This is a genomic window from Planococcus beijingensis, assembly GCF_016820615.1.
Classification (GTDB): Bacteria; Bacillota; Bacilli; order Bacillales_A; family Planococcaceae; genus Planococcus; species Planococcus notacanthi.
In genome coordinates this window covers 48,148-65,329 of sequence record NZ_JADHDZ010000011.1, presented here as the reverse complement: position 1 = coordinate 65,329, position 17,182 = coordinate 48,148, and the positions used below count along the sequence as shown (strand labels likewise).

Sequence of the window (17,182 nt, the reverse complement as noted above, 5' to 3'; positions counted from 1 at the left end):
CTTGCTGGCGTACCGCCGTCCGAAGACGCACGGTTCGCTTTGATCTGCGTGAGCTGATCAGTAGTTTAAGTCACGAACCCAAGAAGTTCAAAGGCTATGCTCCGATCGCCCGAAGGCGACCATCGTAAAAGCCGTTCTCGCGCCAAGGCGCTCGTGACGTCTTTTGTTGACGTTTTGCTGTTCAGTTTTCAAGGTTCAAGTTGTTTGCCGCCATTTCGTTTATGTTGTTCGTTGTTGCTTGGCGACTTTTATTATATTAAAGCATGTTTAGAATCCTGTCAACACTTTCAGCAAAGTTTTTTGCAAAACCTGTTTTTTCCTTCTGTATTCTTCTCCAGAACAGGTGCCCTAATCCTCCCTAACCCTTAGAGCCGATTGGTTTCCGATGAAATTCAGGCCTTTTCAAAAGAAGAGAAAAATCATTCATCCACCATAAAAAAATCAGTGGACGAATGATTTTATTTTTTGGAAGCTGTCTGCGCTTGCGCTTTTCTTGTGGCACGCCGCTCTTCCAGTTTCTGTCGGTCAACATCCGATTGCGCATTGTATTTCGGCAATACCAGGAGCTGATAAGCATTCACTGCCAGGAACGGGAACAACAATAAGGTGACCCAACTGTCGATATTTCCTTCTTCCACCATTAATGCCGGAAGCCATTCGACCGTTGTAATGACGATCATGAAGAACAATGCAGAAATAAATGTTTCTTTATTCGTCCATTTGGCTTTGAAGTAAGCTGTTACCACCGCTGTAAAAATCAAGATGGCCAACAAGCTTCCATACAGCCAAACCTGGCCAGTCGTTTCTGCGTTTGGCGCAAAGCGGAATAAAATCAAATCGGTAATGACTACTGCGATGATCAACAATTGAACCCAATTCCACAGGCGCAATGTCCGGAAAATATTCATCCCTATCTGGTGTACCGTCAAATATGCAAAGAAACACAATTGGCTGATGATGCTCATCGTCAGACCAATAATAACCAGCCAGACAAAGCCAGCTAAAAATTCGCCCCATTGGCCGGCGTTGAATAGTTGCGAAAATACATCATCCCAGCGGACGAACAAACCGAGCAATCCGGTTACCGCTCCACCAAGCAAAAGTGCTTTCAAAAAAAACTTAACCCAATTTCGTATTGTCAATTGAATGCCTCCGTTATTTAAAGTTCTTTTAAGATTGTACCAACCGGCTATAAAAAAATCCATTCGCCGCACAGCTTAGATTGTGAACAAAGCTTGAAAGTCGGTTCTTTGTTACTGAATCGCCATATCCTATGGCCGAATCGGCAAAATAAAAGCCCGAGAGCTACCGAAAGCCCCCGGACTGTCCAAGCATTATTTTTTATCAGCGAATTGCTTAAGAACTTGGTTCGCGATATCTTCATAGATTTTCCCTGTTGGGTGGTCTGCCAAGTAAACTGACGGAGCGAAGTCTTCTTCATTCCAGTCAGGCTGACCCATTGGAATCTGCCCAAGCAACGGTGCCTGCAATTCTTCAGCAAGCTTTGGTCCGCCGCCTTGTCCGAATAAGTATTCTCTCTTGCCGGTTTCTTTGCTTTCGAACCAGGACATGTTTTCGATGACACCCAGTACTTCGTGGTCAGTTTGAAGCGCCATTGCTCCGGCACGCGCTGCAACGAAGGCTGCAGTCGGGTGAGGTGTCGTAATGACGATTTCCTTGGAAGCCGGAAGCATCTGGTGGATATCGAGTGCGACATCCCCTGTGCCAGGCGGCAGATCCAATAGAAGGTAATCCAAATCGCCCCATTCTACATCACGGAAGAATTGGTCAAGCACTTTCCCGAGCATTGGGCCACGCCAAACAACTGGCATATTGTCTTCTACGAAAAAGCCCATGGAGATGACTTTCACGCCGAAGCGTTCAACTGGAATAATCGTTTCGCCGCGCACGACTGGCGATTTATCGATCCCCATCATATCCGGTACACTGAATCCGTAGATATCTGCATCGATCAAGCCCACTTTTTTGCCAAGACGCGCTAATGCAATCGCCAAGTTAACCGATACTGTCGATTTACCGACGCCGCCTTTACCGCTGGCGATTGAAATGAATTCCACTTTGTTCAGTGGAGACAATAGATCCTGTGCTTCAGATTCACTTGCTGTTCCACGGAACTGAGCCAATGCTTCAGCAGGAAGTTCTTCAAAACGGATACCGACAGAACCGGCTCCCGCTCCTTTTAATACATCGACAACTTTCATCTGCAGCTGCATTTGTTCAGGCGTGTTGGTTTTGGCGATTGCCAATTTCACGCTGACGTGTTTTTTCTCTTCTTTGATCGTGACGGACGTGATGCCGTTCGTTTCAGTCAACGATCTATGTAAAAACGGATCTTCTAATGCTCCGAGTAATTCGCGTACTTGTACTTCAGTTACCATATCGATACACTCCCTATCAATTTTGCTCACCATAAAGTATAGCACAGCAAATCCTATTTTTAATGTATTCGGTCTTATCAGAAGGAATGAATATGCCACTCCGCTCTCGCGAGGATGAAAGCTCCGGCGCAGTGGCATTTCTCCTCTTTATTAATCAAGCTGAATACAGGCTTTGATCACGGATTGATGATCAGCATATCGTGGTCATCGTACGTAAAGTCCGGTCCCCATGCCACTTCCCAGTAATAGCCGTCAGGATCTGTGAAATACCCCGAATACCCTCCCCAGAAAACATCCTTCGGTTCTTTTACGACTTTCCCTCCAGCCCGTCTCGCCAGGTCCATCACTCTATCCACTTCTTCTTTGGACTTCGCGTTATATGCCAGCGTGATGCCTGAAAATCCGGTGCCTGCCGGCGGGTTCTGTTCATCGATATCTTTCGCTAACTCCTCTAATGGAAACAATTCCAGTTTCGAACCGGAAGAGTTGAAAAAGACAATTCCAGGATTGTCTCCTTTTTCTGCCGTTTCAAAGCCGAGCCCATCTCTGTAAAACTTAATCGATGTCTGCATATCTTTTACACCAAGGCAAATCAAGTTGATTCGGTTCATTTCATCATTCCCCCTTATTTCCTTCTATTCTACCCGCCTACACCTCTATTTGACCATAAAAAAAGCACTCTCCGAATTTCTTCGGAAAGTGCTTTGTAAACGAAAATCGAAATTAACGTTTTGAGAACTGAGGTGCACGACGTGCTGATTTAAGACCTGGTTTCTTACGTTCTTTCATACGTGGGTCACGTGTTAACAACCCAGCAGATTTCAACGCAGGACGGAATGCAGGGTCTACAGTTAGTAGAGCACGTGCGATACCGTGACGGATTGCTCCGGCTTGGCCTGTGAATCCACCGCCATTTACGTTTACTAGGATGTCGTAGCTTCCTAGAGTATCCGTAGCAACTAGTGGCTGTTTGATGATTTGTTGTAATGTTTCGTAAGGAACGTAGTCCGCTACGTCACGTTTGTTGATTGTAATTGTGCCGTCACCCGGTACTAACCGTACGCGAGCTGTTGAGTTTTTACGACGACCTGTCCCAATATATTGAACTTGTGCCAAAGGTGTATCCTCCTCTAATTTACTAATTTATTATCCGCGAAGTTGGTAGTTTTCTGGTGTTTGTGCTTGGTGGTTATGTTCTGGGCCAGCATATACATGTAGCTTTCTGAACATTTGGCGTCCAAGAGAGTTCTTTGGAAGCATCCCTTTGATAGCCAATTCAAGCATTCTTGTTGGGTATTTCGTGCGCATTTCAAGTGCAGTACGCTGTTTCAATCCACCAGTGTATTGTGTGTGGCGGTAGTAGATTTTGTCAGTAAGTTTTTTACCTGTAAGGTGAATCTTTTCAGCGTTGATGATGATTACGTGATCACCAGTGTCAACGTTTGGTGTGAATGTTGGTTTGTATTTCCCGCGTAGGATTGAAGCGACTTCAGAAGCTAAACGTCCAAGAGTTTGCCCTTCTGCATCGACAACCAACCATTTACGCTCTACTTCGTGACCTTTAGCCATGAATGTTGTACGCATGTATATTGTCCTCCTAATAAATCGTCTGTTTTTAAAATCATTTTACAGTGTTCCGCTGTTCCGTTTTTTCGTTATCCCTAAACACAAATAACCTTCCGGGGCATATCGTGGGGGTAATGAAAATACCATACATCATGTTATAACGCCAGCGCTAAAAAGTCAAGGGTTTTTCTAAAAACACCAGGAAAAGTTGTTTCAGCTCTGATACATCACGGTTTCCAGGTAAAGACCATGTGCCGCAGCCGTTTTCCCGGCAGCGTCCCGGTCAGCCGCAGCCACGATTCCGCTGAGTTCTTCGGCCTTCCGTCTGCCCATGCCCACTTCAGTTAATGTACCTGCAATAATCCGGACCATGTTGTATAAAAAACCGGAACCTTCAATCACCATATGAAGCTCATTGCCGTGCTCTTCAAACTCCACACGCCAAATCGTCCGGACTTTATCAACCACCGCTGTGTTCGCCGCACAAAAGCTTGAAAAATCATGGGTGCCGATCAATGCCTGTGCAGCGGCCCTCATGGCATCGACATCAAGCGGCTGCTTGACATGGACCATGTAGTTGCGCGTGAACGGGCTGATGATCTGGCTGCGGTCCCACTTGTAGCGGTAGGTCTTGCCGGTCGTATGGTAGCGTGCATGGAAAGATGCATCCACTTCTTCAATCGAGTTGACCCGGATGTCTTCCGGCAACAGGACATTCAGCGCCCTCAGCCAGCCGCTCATCGGAATGGAAAATTCCGTATCAAAATGGATGACCTGGCCGGTCGCATGGACTTTGGCATCTGTCCGTCCGCTCGCCACCACTTGGGTGACTTTGCCTTTATGGATGGTTTTCAGCACCTTCATCAATTCCACTTGGACCGTACGTGAATCCGGCTGGATCTGATAGCCGGCAAAACCGGAGCCGTCATAGGCAATTGTCGCTTTTAATCGTTTCATAATTTCTCTCCTTATACCCGGAAATACCAAAGCATTCCCGCAAGCCCGGCCAGCACCAGCAAGCTCAGGCTGTCTTTAAAGCGCCAATCCAATTGGCGATAGCGCGTTCGGCCTTCGCCGCCTCGGTAACCCCGGACTTCCATCGCCGTAGCCAGGTCTTCCGCCCGTTTAAAGGCGCTGACGAACAACGGGATCAACAAGGGCACAACCGCCTTGATGCGCTCTTTTACCGGCCCTGAGCCAATGTCTGAGCCTCTTGCCATCTGCGCCTTGAGGATCTTGCCCGTCTCATCCATCAAAGTCGGGATAAAGCGCAGGGAAATGGACATCATCAATGCCAGTTCATGAACCGGCAACTTGACGCGTTTGAATGGGCCAAGCAATACTTCAATGCCATCGGTGATGGAAATTGGTGAAGTCGTCAAGGTCAGGATGCTCGTAATGAACACCAAGACCAGGAAACGGATGGAAATGAATATCCCTTGCCGCAGCCCTTCTTCGTAAATCTCAATAAAACCGATATCCACTAACAAATCGCCTTCACGCGTAAAGAAAATATGCAGCAAAAAGGTAAAAATCAATAAAATAAAGACCGGTTTCAATCCGTTGATCAGGAAATAGAGACGAATTTTGGACAGGAACACCACCAGCAGCGTGAACCCGAGCAAAATACCGTACGTCACTGCGCTATTGGCAATAAAAACGATGGCGATAAACACAAAAACGAATAAAATCTTCGCTCGCGGATCCATCCGGTGGATAATCGAGTCCCCTGGAATAAAGCGGCCAAAAATCATTTTCTCCATCATTCGGAATCACGCCCTTCCGATAAAGCCAATGCGATGTTTTTCGCCAGCGCTTCTTCCGTCAGTGAAATGGCATCCAATGTGATGCCGGCTTTCTCTTCAAACTTCCGCTGCAGGCGGATGGTACGCGGCGGCTCCAGCCGGTAGTCCCGCAATTGCTCTTCATTCGAGAAGATCTCTGCAGGATCCCCTGTCACGACACAGCGGCCATCATGCATAATGGCTACAGTATCTGCGTAGCGCGCCGCATCTTCCATGCTGTGGGTCACCAGAACCGTTGTCAGTCCTTTTTGGATATGCAGCTGATGGAACAGGTCCATGATTTCACGGCGGCCACGCGGATCAAGTCCAGCCGTCGGTTCATCAAGCACCAATACATCCGGTTCCATCGCCAACACTCCGGCAATTGCCACACGGCGCATTTGCCCGCCCGACAGATCGAACGGAGATTTCGCCAACACTTCTGAAGGCAAGCCAAGCTGTTCAACCAGTTCATGTGCCCGTCGGCTTGCTTCTTCTTCCGGTACGCCATAGTTCATCGGCCCGAACATGATGTCTTTCAACACCGTTTCATCGAACAATTGCTGTTCCGGAAATTGAAAGACGATCCCGACCTGCCGGCGCACATCTCGCAAATTCTTCGCCTTCACGCCAGCTTCGATTTTCCGCTCGCCGATCACGACGGATCCTTCTGTCGGCTTCAACAAAGCATTAAGATGCTGAAGGACCGTCGATTTGCCGGATCCGGTATGGCCGATGATGGCTGTATAGGAGCCTGAAGGGATATGCAGTGAGACATTAGTCAACGCCCGTTTTTCAAAAGGCGTATCTTTTGCATAACTGTATCCTACTTCCTTGAGTAAAATGTCCATAACTCATCCACCAATTCATCTTCTGTCATATGTTCTCCTTGAAGTTGGACTCCAGCTTCTTGAAGCAGATGCGTCATGCGCATCGAAAACGGCAAATCCAGGCCCAGCGTCGTCAGTTCATTGCCGGATAGGAATACTTCATCCGGTGTGCCTTCCAATTGCTTTTGCCCTGCGTTCATGACGAGGATGCGGTCAGCAAGTGCCGCCTCTTCCAAGTCATGCGTAATCGAGATAACTGTAAGGCCCGTCGCTTCCCGCAGTTCACGGATGGTTTCAATGACTTCCATCCGCCCCTGTGGATCAAGCATCGATGTCGCCTCATCCAAAATCAACAGACGCGGACGCAGTGCAAGTGCACCGGCAATCGCCACACGCTGTTTTTGGCCACCCGACAAATGGTGGGGTTCGTGGTCAAGATAAGCTTCCATCTTTACTTGATGCAACGATTCTTTGACACGCAGCACCATTTCTTCATGCGGCACGCCATTGTTTTCCAAGGCAAATGCCACGTCGTCCTGGACCGTGGCGCCAACAAACTGATTGTCCGGATTTTGAAAAACCATGCCCATCTGCGATCGGATATCCCACAGGCTTTCTTCGGCCATCAATTGCCCCATCGCCGAAACTTTTCCCGTCTGCGGAAACAATAAACCGTTCATCAATTTGGCGATTGTCGATTTCCCGGAACCGTTATGGCCCACCAAAGCGATCCATTCCCCGTCCTGTATCGAAAAAGATAAATCCTGCACGGCCGGTTTTACCGACGCGTCTTCTTGCGTATATGTAAATGTCACATTTTCGAATGACAATATAATCGAATTCATCTCAGCTGGCCTCCTCTGAAACTTGCTTAGCTCTTCTCTACTCTACTGGTTTTCAACAGCATTTGTAAAACGGTAAATAAATAAAAAAAGCGCGCACCTCATTCAGAGAAATGCGCTTTTCTGTCTCTATGGCTTCCCCGGTTGCTTAAGCCAGGGTTGAATGAGGTGCGTAGAGCTAGACGAGACGCCGCCTTTCGGCTCGCTCATCATAACACTCAGCTTTTCATATTGTCGTATAAATCATAATGCTAAAAGAAGAGGGCTATGAAACCCCCTTCGATTGATTAAACCAATTCGATAATAACGATAGGTGCGCCATCTCCGCGACGAGGCCCCATTTTCATAATGCGAGTGTAACCGCCTTGACGGTCAGCGTAACGTGGTGCAACATCATCAAACAATTTCTGCAATGCATAAGTTGTTGTTTCGTTGCCTTCAGCGTCTGCAGTTGTTACCAACTCACGGCGCATCCATTCTGCTGCTTTACGGCGAGCGTGAAGATCTCCACGTTTACCAAGCGTAATCATTTTTTCTACAGTCGAACGCACTTCTTTCGCACGAGCTTCAGTCGTTTGAATGCGTTCATGTACGATTAAGTCTGTTGTAAGGTCACGTAATAGTGCTTTACGTTGAGAACTTGTACGTTGAAGCTTTCTCATTGAAGTTTCCCTCCTTTGTTGAATAGTTCGGATCCGATTCTAACTCTCAGTCTTCTTTACGAAGGCCAAGCCCTAAATCTTCCAACTTCACTTTAACTTCTTCAAGTGATTTGCGTCCGAGGTTGCGTACTTTCATCATGTCGTCTTCCGACTTGCTTGCCAGTTCGTGTACCGTGTTGATACCCGCACGTTTTAAGCAGTTGTAAGATCGAACCGAAAGATCAAGTTCTTCGATAGTCATCTCTAATACTTTCTCTTTTTGGTCTTCTTCTTTTTCAACCATGATTTCAGCCGTTTGAGCCTCGTCTGTCAATCCTACGAAGATGTTTAAATGCTCAGTAAAAATCTTTGCGCCAAGCGCAATTGCCTCTTTTGGACCAATGCTGCCATCTGTCCATACATCAAGAGATAATTTATCGAAATGAGCCAGTTGACCCACACGAGTATTTTCCACTTGGAAATTAACGCGTGAAACTGGAGTGTAAATAGAGTCAACCGGGATAACGCCGATCGGAAGATCTTCACGTTTGTTCTGATCTGCACGGGCATATCCACGGCCTCTGTTTGCATACATACGCATGCGCAAGTGGCCATTTTTAGCGATTGTTGCAATATATAGATCCGGATTCAGAATTTCTACGTCACTGTCATGCGTAATATCTGCAGCCGTAACCGTTCCATCACCTTTTACATCGATTTCAATGACTTTTTCTTCGTCAGAGTAAATCTTCAAAGCCAGCTTCTTAATATTCAAGATGATAGTAGCCACATCTTCTTCTACACCTTCAACAGTGGAGAATTCATGCAGAACGCCATCAATTTGAATTGAAGTAACAGCTGCGCCAGGTAAAGATGAAAGTAAGATTCGACGTAAGGAGTTTCCTAAAGTGGTTCCATATCCACGCTCAAGAGGTTCAACAACAAATTTTCCGAACTTGGAACTGCTGTCGATCTCAACCGTTTCAATCTTTGGTTTTTCTATTTCGAGCATTCATTTTACCCTCCTTCAAAACGTCGGTTTTTTTCGTTTCATCAAAGAATTCGATAGTCACAGACTTTCGCTACGATTCAGAACCCATCCAGTAAGTCGTGATGTTCAAAAATCCTATTCAGATTAACGATTATACGCGACGGCGTTTTGGTGGGCGGCAACCGTTGTGAGGTACTGGAGTTACATCTTTGATAGCTGTAACTTCTAGTCCGGCAGCTTGAAGTGCACGGATTGCAGCTTCACGACCTGAACCAGGACCTTTAACTGTAACTTCTAGAGTTTTAAGACCGTGTTCGATTGATGTTTTAGCAGCAGTTTCAGCAGCCATTTGAGCAGCGAAAGGAGTAGATTTACGTGAACCTCTAAATCCTAGAGCCCCTGCACTTGACCATGAAACAGCGTTACCCTGCATGTCAGTGATAGTAACGATTGTGTTATTGAATGTTGAGCGGATGTGAGCAATACCAGATTCGATATTCTTTTTCACACGACGCTTACGAGTTTGTTGTTTACGTGCCATGTTAAGAAGAAACCTCCTTTACTGATTATTTTTTCTTGTTAGCTACAGTTTTACGAGGACCTTTACGCGTACGCGCATTGTTCTTCGTATTTTGACCGCGGACCGGTAGTCCACGACGATGACGGATTCCTCGGAAGCTAGCAATTTCCATCAAGCGTTTGATGTTCATTGAAACTTCACGGCGAAGGTCACCTTCGATTTTGTATTGATCTAATTGTTCACGGATATTGTTCAACTCGTCTTCTGTAAGATCACGAACGCGTGTCTCTTCAGAGATACCAGCAGCAGAAAGAACTTTCTGTGCAGTTGTTTTACCAACACCGAAAATGTATGTTAATGAAATAACAACGCGTTTGTCGCGCGGAATGTCAACACCAGCAATACGTGCCATGTGTGCGATGCACCTCCTTCAAATTAGCCTTGTCTTTGTTTGTGTTTCGGATTTTCACAGATTACCATTACTTTACCGTTTCTGCGAATAACTTTACATTTTTCACAGATCGGTTTTACAGATGGTCTCACTTTCATCTAACCCAACCTCCTTAGTAGTCCGGAGTGCAAAAGATTATTTAAAACGGTATGTGATACGACCGCGTGTTAAATCGTAAGGAGAAAGTTCCACTGTCACTTTATCTCCTGGCAGAATGCGGATGAAATGCATGCGAATCTTGCCTGATACGTGCGCAAGAATCGTATGGCCGTTTTCCAATTCCACTTTAAACATCGCGTTAGGCAAAGTCTCAACGACAGTTCCTTCGATTTCAATTACATCGTCTTTCGCCATCGACCCAGTCTCCCTTCTGTATACAAATCAGGTTCTCATCTTCAAACAGTATTTGCTGATTGAATAGTAGTAGTACATTCATTCACAAGAAATGCATGAGTGACATTCGAAAGACATTCTCCGAGTCCCGCAGATCAGCGGGCCGGGGGTAATCCGGCAAAGCCAGTCTGTCTCATGTATCCTCGACTGCCCGGACTGCTTTGGATGAGTTCCAAACCCGTTACACAGATGCTTCCACGAAACCCATTATACTAGTTTCGATGCACGATTGCACGAATGCGCACCTTGCATCAACGTTCATACTCTGAGCCTTGTTTGCTTTTGCAGCTCTCGAAAATTCATATCTCCGGTGCTCCTTAAAGCCACATGGAGGCAACTAACTGCGCCCGGCGCCGGGGATTAGCCTCGGTCGCCCTTTAGAAGAGCATCAATGTCAGCAAATACTTTTTGGATGTCCTGCTGTCCATCTATATTCTGCAGCACGTTTTTGCTTTCATAGAAATCAAGAAGCGGCTGCGTTTGTTGCATATTTACTTCTAAACGTTTAGTGACGGTTTCAGGCTTATCATCTTCACGCTGGTAGAGTTCTCCACCATCTTTGTCGCACACACCAGCAGTTGCCGGCGGGTTGAACACAGTATGGTAAGCAGTTCCACAAACTTTACAGATCCATCGGCCTGTCAAACGTGCAATTAATTCATCTTGTTCGACTTGAATATTTACGACATGCTCGATTCGCTTATCAAGATCGGCCAAAAGAGATTCCAACGCTTCAGCTTGAGGAACAGTACGCGGAAAGCCATCCAATAAGAAGCCATCCTCGCAGTCCTTTTCGCTAAGCCGTTCTCGGACAATGCCGATAGTCACTTCATCAGGCACTAGAGCACCTTGATCCATGAATGATTTTGCTTTCAAGCCCAGTTCCGTTCCGCCTTTTATAGCAGCTCGAAACATGTCACCTGTAGAAATATGAGGGATGTCGTACTTCTTAACAATTTCGTCTGCTTGAGTACCTTTTCCGGCACCCGGTAGACCCATTAATACGATATTCATACGTTTGTCCCCCTCAGACAATTGGACAAGAGACGCTTTCACGTCCCTCTAGATCCATTGATTATTTCATAAAGCCTTTGTAATGACGTTTCACAAGTTGAGATTCCAATTGTTTCATCGTCTCCAGTGCTACCCCTACAACAATCAGAAGGCTTGTTCCGCCGATTTGCGCCGATTGCGGTAAATTCGCAATGTTAATGAAGAAAATCGGTAGAATAGCGATGACTGCCAGGAAGATGGCACCGACGAATGTCAGTCGGTATAACACACTTGTTAAATAATCCTGCGTATTTTTACCCGGACGGATTCCCGGAATATATGCGCCTTGCTTTTTCAAGTTGTCTGACACGTTCTCAGGATTAACCTGAATAAATGCGTAGAAATACGTAAATGCTACGATCAAAGCGACATAAATGATCATGCCGACAGGGCGCGTATAATCGAACGTACTCTGAACCGCTTCCGTAAACGCGTTAGCACCAAAGAAAGAAGCAATGGTTTGTGGCGTAATGATAAACGCTACTGCAAAGATTACCGGGATAACTCCGGCCGCGTTCACTTTCAAAGGTAAATGCGTTTGCTGCCCGCTTGTCGTCTGGCCACGGCCAGCAACTCGCTTCGCATACTGAATCGGTATTTTACGCAACGCTTGTTGAACGTAAATGACCAAAACCGTAATGGCAACAACAGCTAATGCAAGCAATGCCATGATGGCAATATTGATCGGAAGCTGATCTCCAGCTCCTTGGATCTGCTGTGCATACAATTGGTTAATAGCGCCTGGTACTGCAGCGACAATCCCTGCGAAGATGATAATCGAAATACCGTTCCCCACACCTTTTGCCGTAATCTGCTCACCAAGCCACAATAGGAACGCCGTACCAGCAGTCAAGACAATAGCGATGACAACATAAGTTGAAATCGTGTCGTTCTGGATTAAAGAACCGCCGTACATTTGGTTAAACCCATAAGACATACCGATTGCTTGAATAAAGGCAAGAACAATTGTGAAGTAGCGAGTGAATTGAGCAAGTTTCCGTCTTCCGACTTCTCCTTGTTTCGCCCACTCTGCAAATTTCGGTACAACATCCATCTGCAATAATTGCACAATGATTGATGCTGTAATGTATGGCATAATTCCCATCGCTAAAATCGAAAAGTTAGCTAGGGCACCTCCACCGAAAGTATTTAAGAATCCAACCAGACCCATCTGGTCAGTAGCTTGCAAAACCGAAGCGTCAACATTCGGTACTGGAACAAAAGTTCCAATACGGAAAATGATGAGCATCAATAATGTAAAGAATATTTTATTTCGAATATCAGTCACGCGCATAAAATTAGAGATTGTCTGAAACATTAAACCACCTCGGTTTGTCCGCCGGCAGCTTCAATCGCTTCTTTAGCTGATCCAGAGAATTTGTGAGCTTTTACTGTCAATTTCTTTTCTAAGCTACCGTTGCCCAGAATTTTGATTCCAGAACGTTCATTGCTCACAACACCTGTTTCGATCAACAATGCTGGTGTTACTTCTGTGCCTTCGTCGAAACGGTTAAGCACTTCGATGTTTACAACTGCATAGTCTTTACGGTTGATGTTGGTAAATCCACGTTTTGGCAAACGACGGAACAAAGGGTTTTGTCCACCTTCAAATCCAGGACGAACACCGCCGCCTGAACGAGCGTTTTGACCTTTATGACCTTTACCTGCTGTTTTACCAGTACCTGAACCGATACCGCGTCCGATACGCTTTCTCGAGCTGCGTGAACCTTCTGCTGGTTTTAATTCATGAAGTTTCATTTGGTTGGCACCTCCTTCTATAGAAATCCGTAATTAAACTTCTTTGATAGTTACTAAGTGAGCGACTTTATCAAGCATACCGCGAACGGCTGCATTGTCTTGGTGCTCAACAGTTTGGTGCATTTTGCGCAATCCCAAAGACTGAACAGTTTTGCGTTGTGCCGGTTTAGAACCGATTACGCTTTTTGTGAGGGTAATTTCCAATTTAGTTGCCATGTGATTTTCCCTCCTTATCCTAACAGTTCTGCAACTGATTTGCCGCGAAGTTTTGCAACTTCATCAGCACTCTTCAATTGAGTTAAACCGTTAATAGTTGCACGTACCATGTTGATTGGTGTGCTTGAACCTAGAGATTTAGACAAGATATCCTGTACTCCAGCTAATTCAAGTACCGCACGAACAGGTCCGCCAGCAATTACACCGGTACCTGGAGAAGCAGGTTTGATAAGAATTTGGCCTGCGCCAAAACGACCGATTACTAAGTGTGGAGTTGTACCCTTAACCATTGGTACTTCAATAAGGTTTTTCTTCGCATCTTCGATAGCTTTGCGGATTGCATCTGGAACTTCTTGAGCTTTACCAGTACCAAAACCAACATTACCATTTTTGTCGCCTACAACAACTAATGCGGAGAAACGGAAACGACGTCCACCTTTTACAACTTTAGCTACGCGATTGATTGTAACTACGCGTTCTTCAAGTTCAAGTTTGTTTGGATCAATACGACTCATGAAATGTGTCCCTCCTTTTTTTAGAATTCTAAACCATTTTCACGGGCAGCTTCTGCTAATGCTTTTACACGTCCATGATATAAATAACCACCGCGGTCGAAAACAACCGATTTTAAGCCGTTTTCAGTAGCGCGTTTTGCAATTGTTTCGCCGACTTTAGCTGCCGCTTCCACGTTGCCAGTAGATTCTACTGAGAAATCCTTCTCCATAGATGATGCACTTGCAAGTGTAACGCCATTCATATCGTCGATCAATTGAGCGTAGATGTATTTATTCGAACGGAATACGTTTAAACGTGGGCGTTGTGCTGTGCCTGTAATTTTAGAACGTACGCGTGCATGACGTTTTTTACGAGATGCGTTTTTATCGAGTTTCGTAATCACTGAGGTCACTCCTTTCAGCCTGCCTAAGCAGCATTATTTACCTGTTTTACCTTCTTTGCGGCGAACAACTTCACCTTCGTAACGGATACCTTTGCCTTTATATGGCTCTGGCGGACGTACTTGGCGGATGTTCGAAGCAAGAGCTCCAACACGTTCTTTATCGATGCCTTTGACGATGACTTTTGTGTTTGCTGGAACTTCAACTGTTACGCCGTCTTCCGGAGTGAATTCAACCGGATGAGAGTAACCTACGTTAAGAACCAATTTTGAGCCTTGTAATTGAGCACGGTAACCAACACCTACTAATTCAAGTGTGCGTTGGAATCCTTCTGAAACTCCAGTAACCATGTTTGCAAGCAAAGCACGGGATGTACCGTGGTTTGTGCGGTGATCTTTAGAATCTGAAGGACGTGACAATGTTAGGACGTTATCTTCTTGTGTGATTGTAATATCTTTGTTGAATACGCGAGTCAACTCGCCTTTAGGGCCTTTAACAGTTACGGCATTCTTGTCTCCAAGAGTTACGGTAACGTTAGCAGGAACCTCGATTGGTTTTTTACCTACACGTGACATTCTGTTGCACCTCCATTCGTTTGTTGCTTATTACCAAACGTATGCTATGATTTCTCCGCCGATTTGTTTCGCGCGGGCTTCTTTATCAGTTACCAAACCTTGTGATGTTGAGACTAAAGCGATTCCAAGACCGTTTAGTACACGTGGCACCTCGTTAGTTTTAGCGTAAACACGTAGTCCTGGTTTTGAAATGCGTTTCAATCCAGTAATAACGCGTTCGTTGTTAGCTCCGTATTTAAGGAAAATCCGGATCATGCCTTGTTTATCATCTTCAACATATTCTACGTCACGAACGAAACCTTCACGCTTAAGGATTTCAGCGATGTCTTTTTTCACATTAGAAGCCGGAAGCTCTAATTTCTCGTGACGAACCATGTTTGCGTTACGAATGCGTGTCAGCATATCTGCAATCGGATCTGTCATTGTCATTACTTTTACCTCCTTCCCAAATTAGGGGATTACCAGCTGGCTTTTTTGACGCCAGGAATTTGTCCCACATATGCAAGTTCACGGAAACAAATACGGCAAAGTTTAAATTTGCGTAATACTGAATGCGGACGTCCGCAACGTTCACAGCGTGTGTACTCTTGTACTTTAAACTTTGGCGTGCGTTTTTGTTTTGCGATCATAGATTTTTTAGCCACGTTTACGCCTCCCTCATGTTTACTTTTGGAACGGCATTCCGAATTGTGTTAATAACTCACGAGCTTCTTCATCAGAGTTCGCAGTTGTTACAATTACGATATCCATACCGCGTACTTTGTTAACTTTATCGTAGTCGATTTCAGGGAAGATCAATTGTTCTTTTACGCCAAGTGTGTAGTTACCGCGTCCGTCGAACGATTTGTTCGATACGCCACGGAAGTCACGTACACGTGGAAGTGAGATAGCAATCAATTTATCCAGGAAGTCGTACATACGCTCTCCGCGTAGTGTAACTTTACATCCGATTGGCATACCTTCACGAAGACGGAAGCCAGCGATAGATTTTTTAGCTTTAGTAATAACTGGTTTTTGACCAGTGATTGTTTGTAATTCTTCAACAGCAGAGTCAAGTGACTTAGTGTTTTGAACAGCTTCGCCTACACCCATGTTGATAACAATTTTGTTTACTTGGGGTGCCTGCATTACAGATTTATATTCAAACTTGCTCACTAGAGCAGGAGTGATTTCATTCACATATTTTTCTTTTAGGCGGTTCATGTGTGTACCTCCCTTCATTCAGGAATTTTATTTATCTAATTTTTCGCCGGATTTTTTTGCAACACGAACTTTTTTACCATCTTCAACCTTGTATCCTACACGAGTCGGCTCGCCGGATTTAGGGTCAAGTAACATAACGTTAGAAACATGAATTGCTGCTTCTTGGCTGACAATTCCACCTTGCGGATTTGCCTGGTTCGGTTTTGTATGCTTTTTGATGATGTTGACACCTTCAACAAGCACACGGTCTTTCTTAGGTAAAGCAGTCAAAACAACGCCTGTTTTGCCTTTGTCTTTGCCTGAGATTACCTTAACTGTATCGCCTTTTTTAACATGCATTCTGTCGCACCTCCTTGGTATGGCACATTGATTTATTAAAGAACTTCAGGAGCAAGTGATACGATTTTCATGAAGCTGTTATCGCGAAGTTCGCGGGCAACAGGTCCGAAAATACGAGTTCCGCGTGGACCTTTGTCGTCACGGATAATGACACATGCATTTTCATCAAATTTGATATAAGTACCGTCTTTACGGCGAGCTCCGCTTTTCGTGCGAACGATGACAGCCTTAACGACTTCACCTTTCTTAACAACGCCACCTGGTGTTGCTTTTTTCACGGTACAAACGATTACGTCTCCGATGTTTGCAGTCTTGCGACCAGAACCACCAAGTACTTTAATCGTTAGTACTTCACGAGCACCCGAGTTGTCTGCAACTTTTAAACGACTTTCCTGTTGGATCACTTAGGTAACCTCCCTCCGGAATTTCTTAGGTTCCGAAATTATTTAAATTAGATGATAACCGCTTTTTCTACAATTTCCAATACGCGGAAACGTTTTGTAGCTGATAACGGACGAGTTTCCATGATGCGAACTACGTCGCCCATTTTCGCTTCGTTTAGCTCATCATGAGCTTTATATTTCTTAGAGTATTTTACACGTTTGCCATAGAATGCGTGCTTCTTTTGAGTTTCAACCATTACTGTAACGGTTTTGTCCATTTTGTCAGACACAACACGGCCTGTGTATACTTTGCGTTGGTTACGCTCAGTCATACTTGCAAAC

At 45.3% G+C, this 17,182-nt stretch carries 28 protein-coding genes; all 28 read right to left on the bottom strand.

Annotated elements, in window-relative coordinates; all coding sequences use genetic code 11:
• Positions 1-458: 458 nt before the first annotated feature.
• The 28 genes from IRE19_RS17970 to rpsQ all read right to left on the bottom strand — a co-directional run bounded on the left by IRE19_RS17970 (position 459) and on the right by rpsQ (position 17,172).
• Positions 459-1,142 (bottom strand): KinB-signaling pathway activation protein, encoded by a 684-nt coding sequence (locus tag IRE19_RS17970; protein WP_203341410.1) that lies wholly within the window; start codon positions 1,140-1,142, stop codon positions 459-461.
• Between the two features lie 192 nt (positions 1,143-1,334).
• Positions 1,335-2,399: an Mrp/NBP35 family ATP-binding protein gene (locus IRE19_RS17965; protein WP_191716895.1), complete on the bottom strand. Its 1,065-nt coding sequence runs from the start codon at positions 2,397-2,399 to the stop codon at positions 1,335-1,337.
• A 176-nt stretch (positions 2,400-2,575) separates the two neighbouring features.
• Positions 2,576-3,010 carry a VOC family protein gene (locus IRE19_RS17960; protein ID WP_191716894.1) on the bottom strand — a complete coding sequence of 145 codons (435 nt, stop codon included), beginning with the start codon at positions 3,008-3,010 and terminating at the stop codon, positions 2,576-2,578.
• 112 nt (positions 3,011-3,122) lie between these two features.
• Positions 3,123-3,515 carry a 30S ribosomal protein S9 gene (rpsI, locus tag IRE19_RS17955; RefSeq protein WP_058386707.1) on the bottom strand — a complete coding sequence of 131 codons (393 nt, stop codon included), beginning with the start codon at positions 3,513-3,515 and terminating at the stop codon, positions 3,123-3,125.
• Between the two features lie 30 nt (positions 3,516-3,545).
• Positions 3,546-3,983 (bottom strand): 50S ribosomal protein L13, encoded by a 438-nt coding sequence (gene rplM / locus IRE19_RS17950; protein WP_191716893.1) that lies wholly within the window; start codon positions 3,981-3,983, stop codon positions 3,546-3,548.
• 195 nt (positions 3,984-4,178) lie between these two features.
• Positions 4,179-4,922, bottom strand: a complete 744-nt coding sequence (truA, locus tag IRE19_RS17945) for a tRNA pseudouridine(38-40) synthase TruA (RefSeq protein WP_203341409.1) — start codon at positions 4,920-4,922, stop codon at positions 4,179-4,181.
• An 11-nt stretch (positions 4,923-4,933) separates the two neighbouring features.
• On the bottom strand, positions 4,934-5,731 hold the full coding sequence (locus IRE19_RS17940; protein ID WP_191716891.1) for an energy-coupling factor transporter transmembrane component T family protein: 798 nt from the start codon (positions 5,729-5,731) through the stop codon (positions 4,934-4,936).
• Positions 5,728-6,600, bottom strand: a complete 873-nt coding sequence (locus IRE19_RS17935; RefSeq protein ID WP_191716890.1) for an energy-coupling factor ABC transporter ATP-binding protein — start codon at positions 6,598-6,600, stop codon at positions 5,728-5,730. Before IRE19_RS17935 ends, IRE19_RS17940 begins: the two co-directional genes overlap by 4 nt.
• A complete protein-coding gene (locus tag IRE19_RS17930; protein ID WP_191716889.1) occupies positions 6,576-7,424 on the bottom strand; it encodes an energy-coupling factor ABC transporter ATP-binding protein in 849 nt (282 codons plus the stop codon). The genes IRE19_RS17935 and IRE19_RS17930 overlap by 25 nt, the downstream gene beginning before the upstream one ends.
• A gap of 284 nt (positions 7,425-7,708) precedes the next feature.
• Positions 7,709-8,083 carry a 50S ribosomal protein L17 gene (gene rplQ, locus IRE19_RS17925; RefSeq protein ID WP_191716888.1) on the bottom strand — a complete coding sequence of 125 codons (375 nt, stop codon included), beginning with the start codon at positions 8,081-8,083 and terminating at the stop codon, positions 7,709-7,711.
• Between the two features lie 46 nt (positions 8,084-8,129).
• Positions 8,130-9,074: a DNA-directed RNA polymerase subunit alpha gene (locus IRE19_RS17920; RefSeq protein ID WP_191716887.1), complete on the bottom strand. Its 945-nt coding sequence runs from the start codon at positions 9,072-9,074 to the stop codon at positions 8,130-8,132.
• Positions 9,075-9,204: 130 nt separating this feature from the next.
• Entirely contained in the window at positions 9,205-9,594 is a 390-nt protein-coding gene (gene rpsK, locus IRE19_RS17915; RefSeq protein ID WP_006828953.1) for a 30S ribosomal protein S11, read from the bottom strand.
• 25 nt (positions 9,595-9,619) lie between these two features.
• On the bottom strand, positions 9,620-9,985 hold the full coding sequence (gene rpsM / locus IRE19_RS17910) for a 30S ribosomal protein S13 (protein ID WP_006828952.1): 366 nt from the start codon (positions 9,983-9,985) through the stop codon (positions 9,620-9,622).
• A 23-nt stretch (positions 9,986-10,008) separates the two neighbouring features.
• Complete coding sequence (gene rpmJ, locus IRE19_RS17905) at positions 10,009-10,122, bottom strand: 50S ribosomal protein L36 (protein WP_006828951.1); 114 nt, start codon at positions 10,120-10,122, stop codon at positions 10,009-10,011.
• 37 nt (positions 10,123-10,159) lie between these two features.
• Positions 10,160-10,378 carry a translation initiation factor IF-1 gene (infA, locus tag IRE19_RS17900; RefSeq protein ID WP_006828950.1) on the bottom strand — a complete coding sequence of 73 codons (219 nt, stop codon included), beginning with the start codon at positions 10,376-10,378 and terminating at the stop codon, positions 10,160-10,162.
• Positions 10,379-10,777: 399 nt separating this feature from the next.
• On the bottom strand, positions 10,778-11,431 hold the full coding sequence (locus IRE19_RS17895) for an adenylate kinase (protein WP_191716886.1): 654 nt from the start codon (positions 11,429-11,431) through the stop codon (positions 10,778-10,780).
• A gap of 61 nt (positions 11,432-11,492) precedes the next feature.
• Positions 11,493-12,788 carry a preprotein translocase subunit SecY gene (gene secY / locus IRE19_RS17890; protein ID WP_191716885.1) on the bottom strand — a complete coding sequence of 432 codons (1,296 nt, stop codon included), beginning with the start codon at positions 12,786-12,788 and terminating at the stop codon, positions 11,493-11,495.
• Positions 12,788-13,228: a 50S ribosomal protein L15 gene (gene rplO, locus IRE19_RS17885; RefSeq protein WP_038701928.1), complete on the bottom strand. Its 441-nt coding sequence runs from the start codon at positions 13,226-13,228 to the stop codon at positions 12,788-12,790. Before rplO ends, secY begins: the two co-directional genes overlap by 1 nt.
• 33 nt (positions 13,229-13,261) lie before the next feature.
• On the bottom strand, positions 13,262-13,444 hold the full coding sequence (gene rpmD, locus IRE19_RS17880; protein WP_038701926.1) for a 50S ribosomal protein L30: 183 nt from the start codon (positions 13,442-13,444) through the stop codon (positions 13,262-13,264).
• 14 nt (positions 13,445-13,458) lie between these two features.
• Positions 13,459-13,959 (bottom strand): 30S ribosomal protein S5, encoded by a 501-nt coding sequence (gene rpsE / locus IRE19_RS17875; protein WP_191716884.1) that lies wholly within the window; start codon positions 13,957-13,959, stop codon positions 13,459-13,461.
• 20 nt (positions 13,960-13,979) lie between these two features.
• Entirely contained in the window at positions 13,980-14,342 is a 363-nt protein-coding gene (gene rplR, locus IRE19_RS17870; protein ID WP_191716883.1) for a 50S ribosomal protein L18, read from the bottom strand.
• 33 nt (positions 14,343-14,375) lie between these two features.
• Positions 14,376-14,915 carry a 50S ribosomal protein L6 gene (gene rplF / locus IRE19_RS17865; RefSeq protein ID WP_191716882.1) on the bottom strand — a complete coding sequence of 180 codons (540 nt, stop codon included), beginning with the start codon at positions 14,913-14,915 and terminating at the stop codon, positions 14,376-14,378.
• Between the two features lie 30 nt (positions 14,916-14,945).
• Entirely contained in the window at positions 14,946-15,344 is a 399-nt protein-coding gene (gene rpsH, locus IRE19_RS17860; protein ID WP_006828942.1) for a 30S ribosomal protein S8, read from the bottom strand.
• Positions 15,345-15,373: 29 nt separating this feature from the next.
• Entirely contained in the window at positions 15,374-15,559 is a 186-nt protein-coding gene (gene rpsN / locus IRE19_RS17855) for a 30S ribosomal protein S14 (protein WP_006828941.1), read from the bottom strand.
• A gap of 19 nt (positions 15,560-15,578) precedes the next feature.
• Positions 15,579-16,118, bottom strand: coding sequence for a 50S ribosomal protein L5 (rplE, locus tag IRE19_RS17850; protein WP_191716881.1), 540 nt, complete (start codon positions 16,116-16,118; stop codon positions 15,579-15,581).
• 27 nt (positions 16,119-16,145) lie between these two features.
• Positions 16,146-16,457 (bottom strand): 50S ribosomal protein L24, encoded by a 312-nt coding sequence (gene rplX / locus IRE19_RS17845; RefSeq protein ID WP_058386721.1) that lies wholly within the window; start codon positions 16,455-16,457, stop codon positions 16,146-16,148.
• Between the two features lie 35 nt (positions 16,458-16,492).
• Positions 16,493-16,861: a 50S ribosomal protein L14 gene (gene rplN / locus IRE19_RS17840; protein WP_006828938.1), complete on the bottom strand. Its 369-nt coding sequence runs from the start codon at positions 16,859-16,861 to the stop codon at positions 16,493-16,495.
• Between the two features lie 47 nt (positions 16,862-16,908).
• Complete coding sequence (gene rpsQ, locus IRE19_RS17835) at positions 16,909-17,172, bottom strand: 30S ribosomal protein S17 (protein ID WP_008432511.1); 264 nt, start codon at positions 17,170-17,172, stop codon at positions 16,909-16,911.
• Positions 17,173-17,182: the final 10 nt, after the last annotated feature.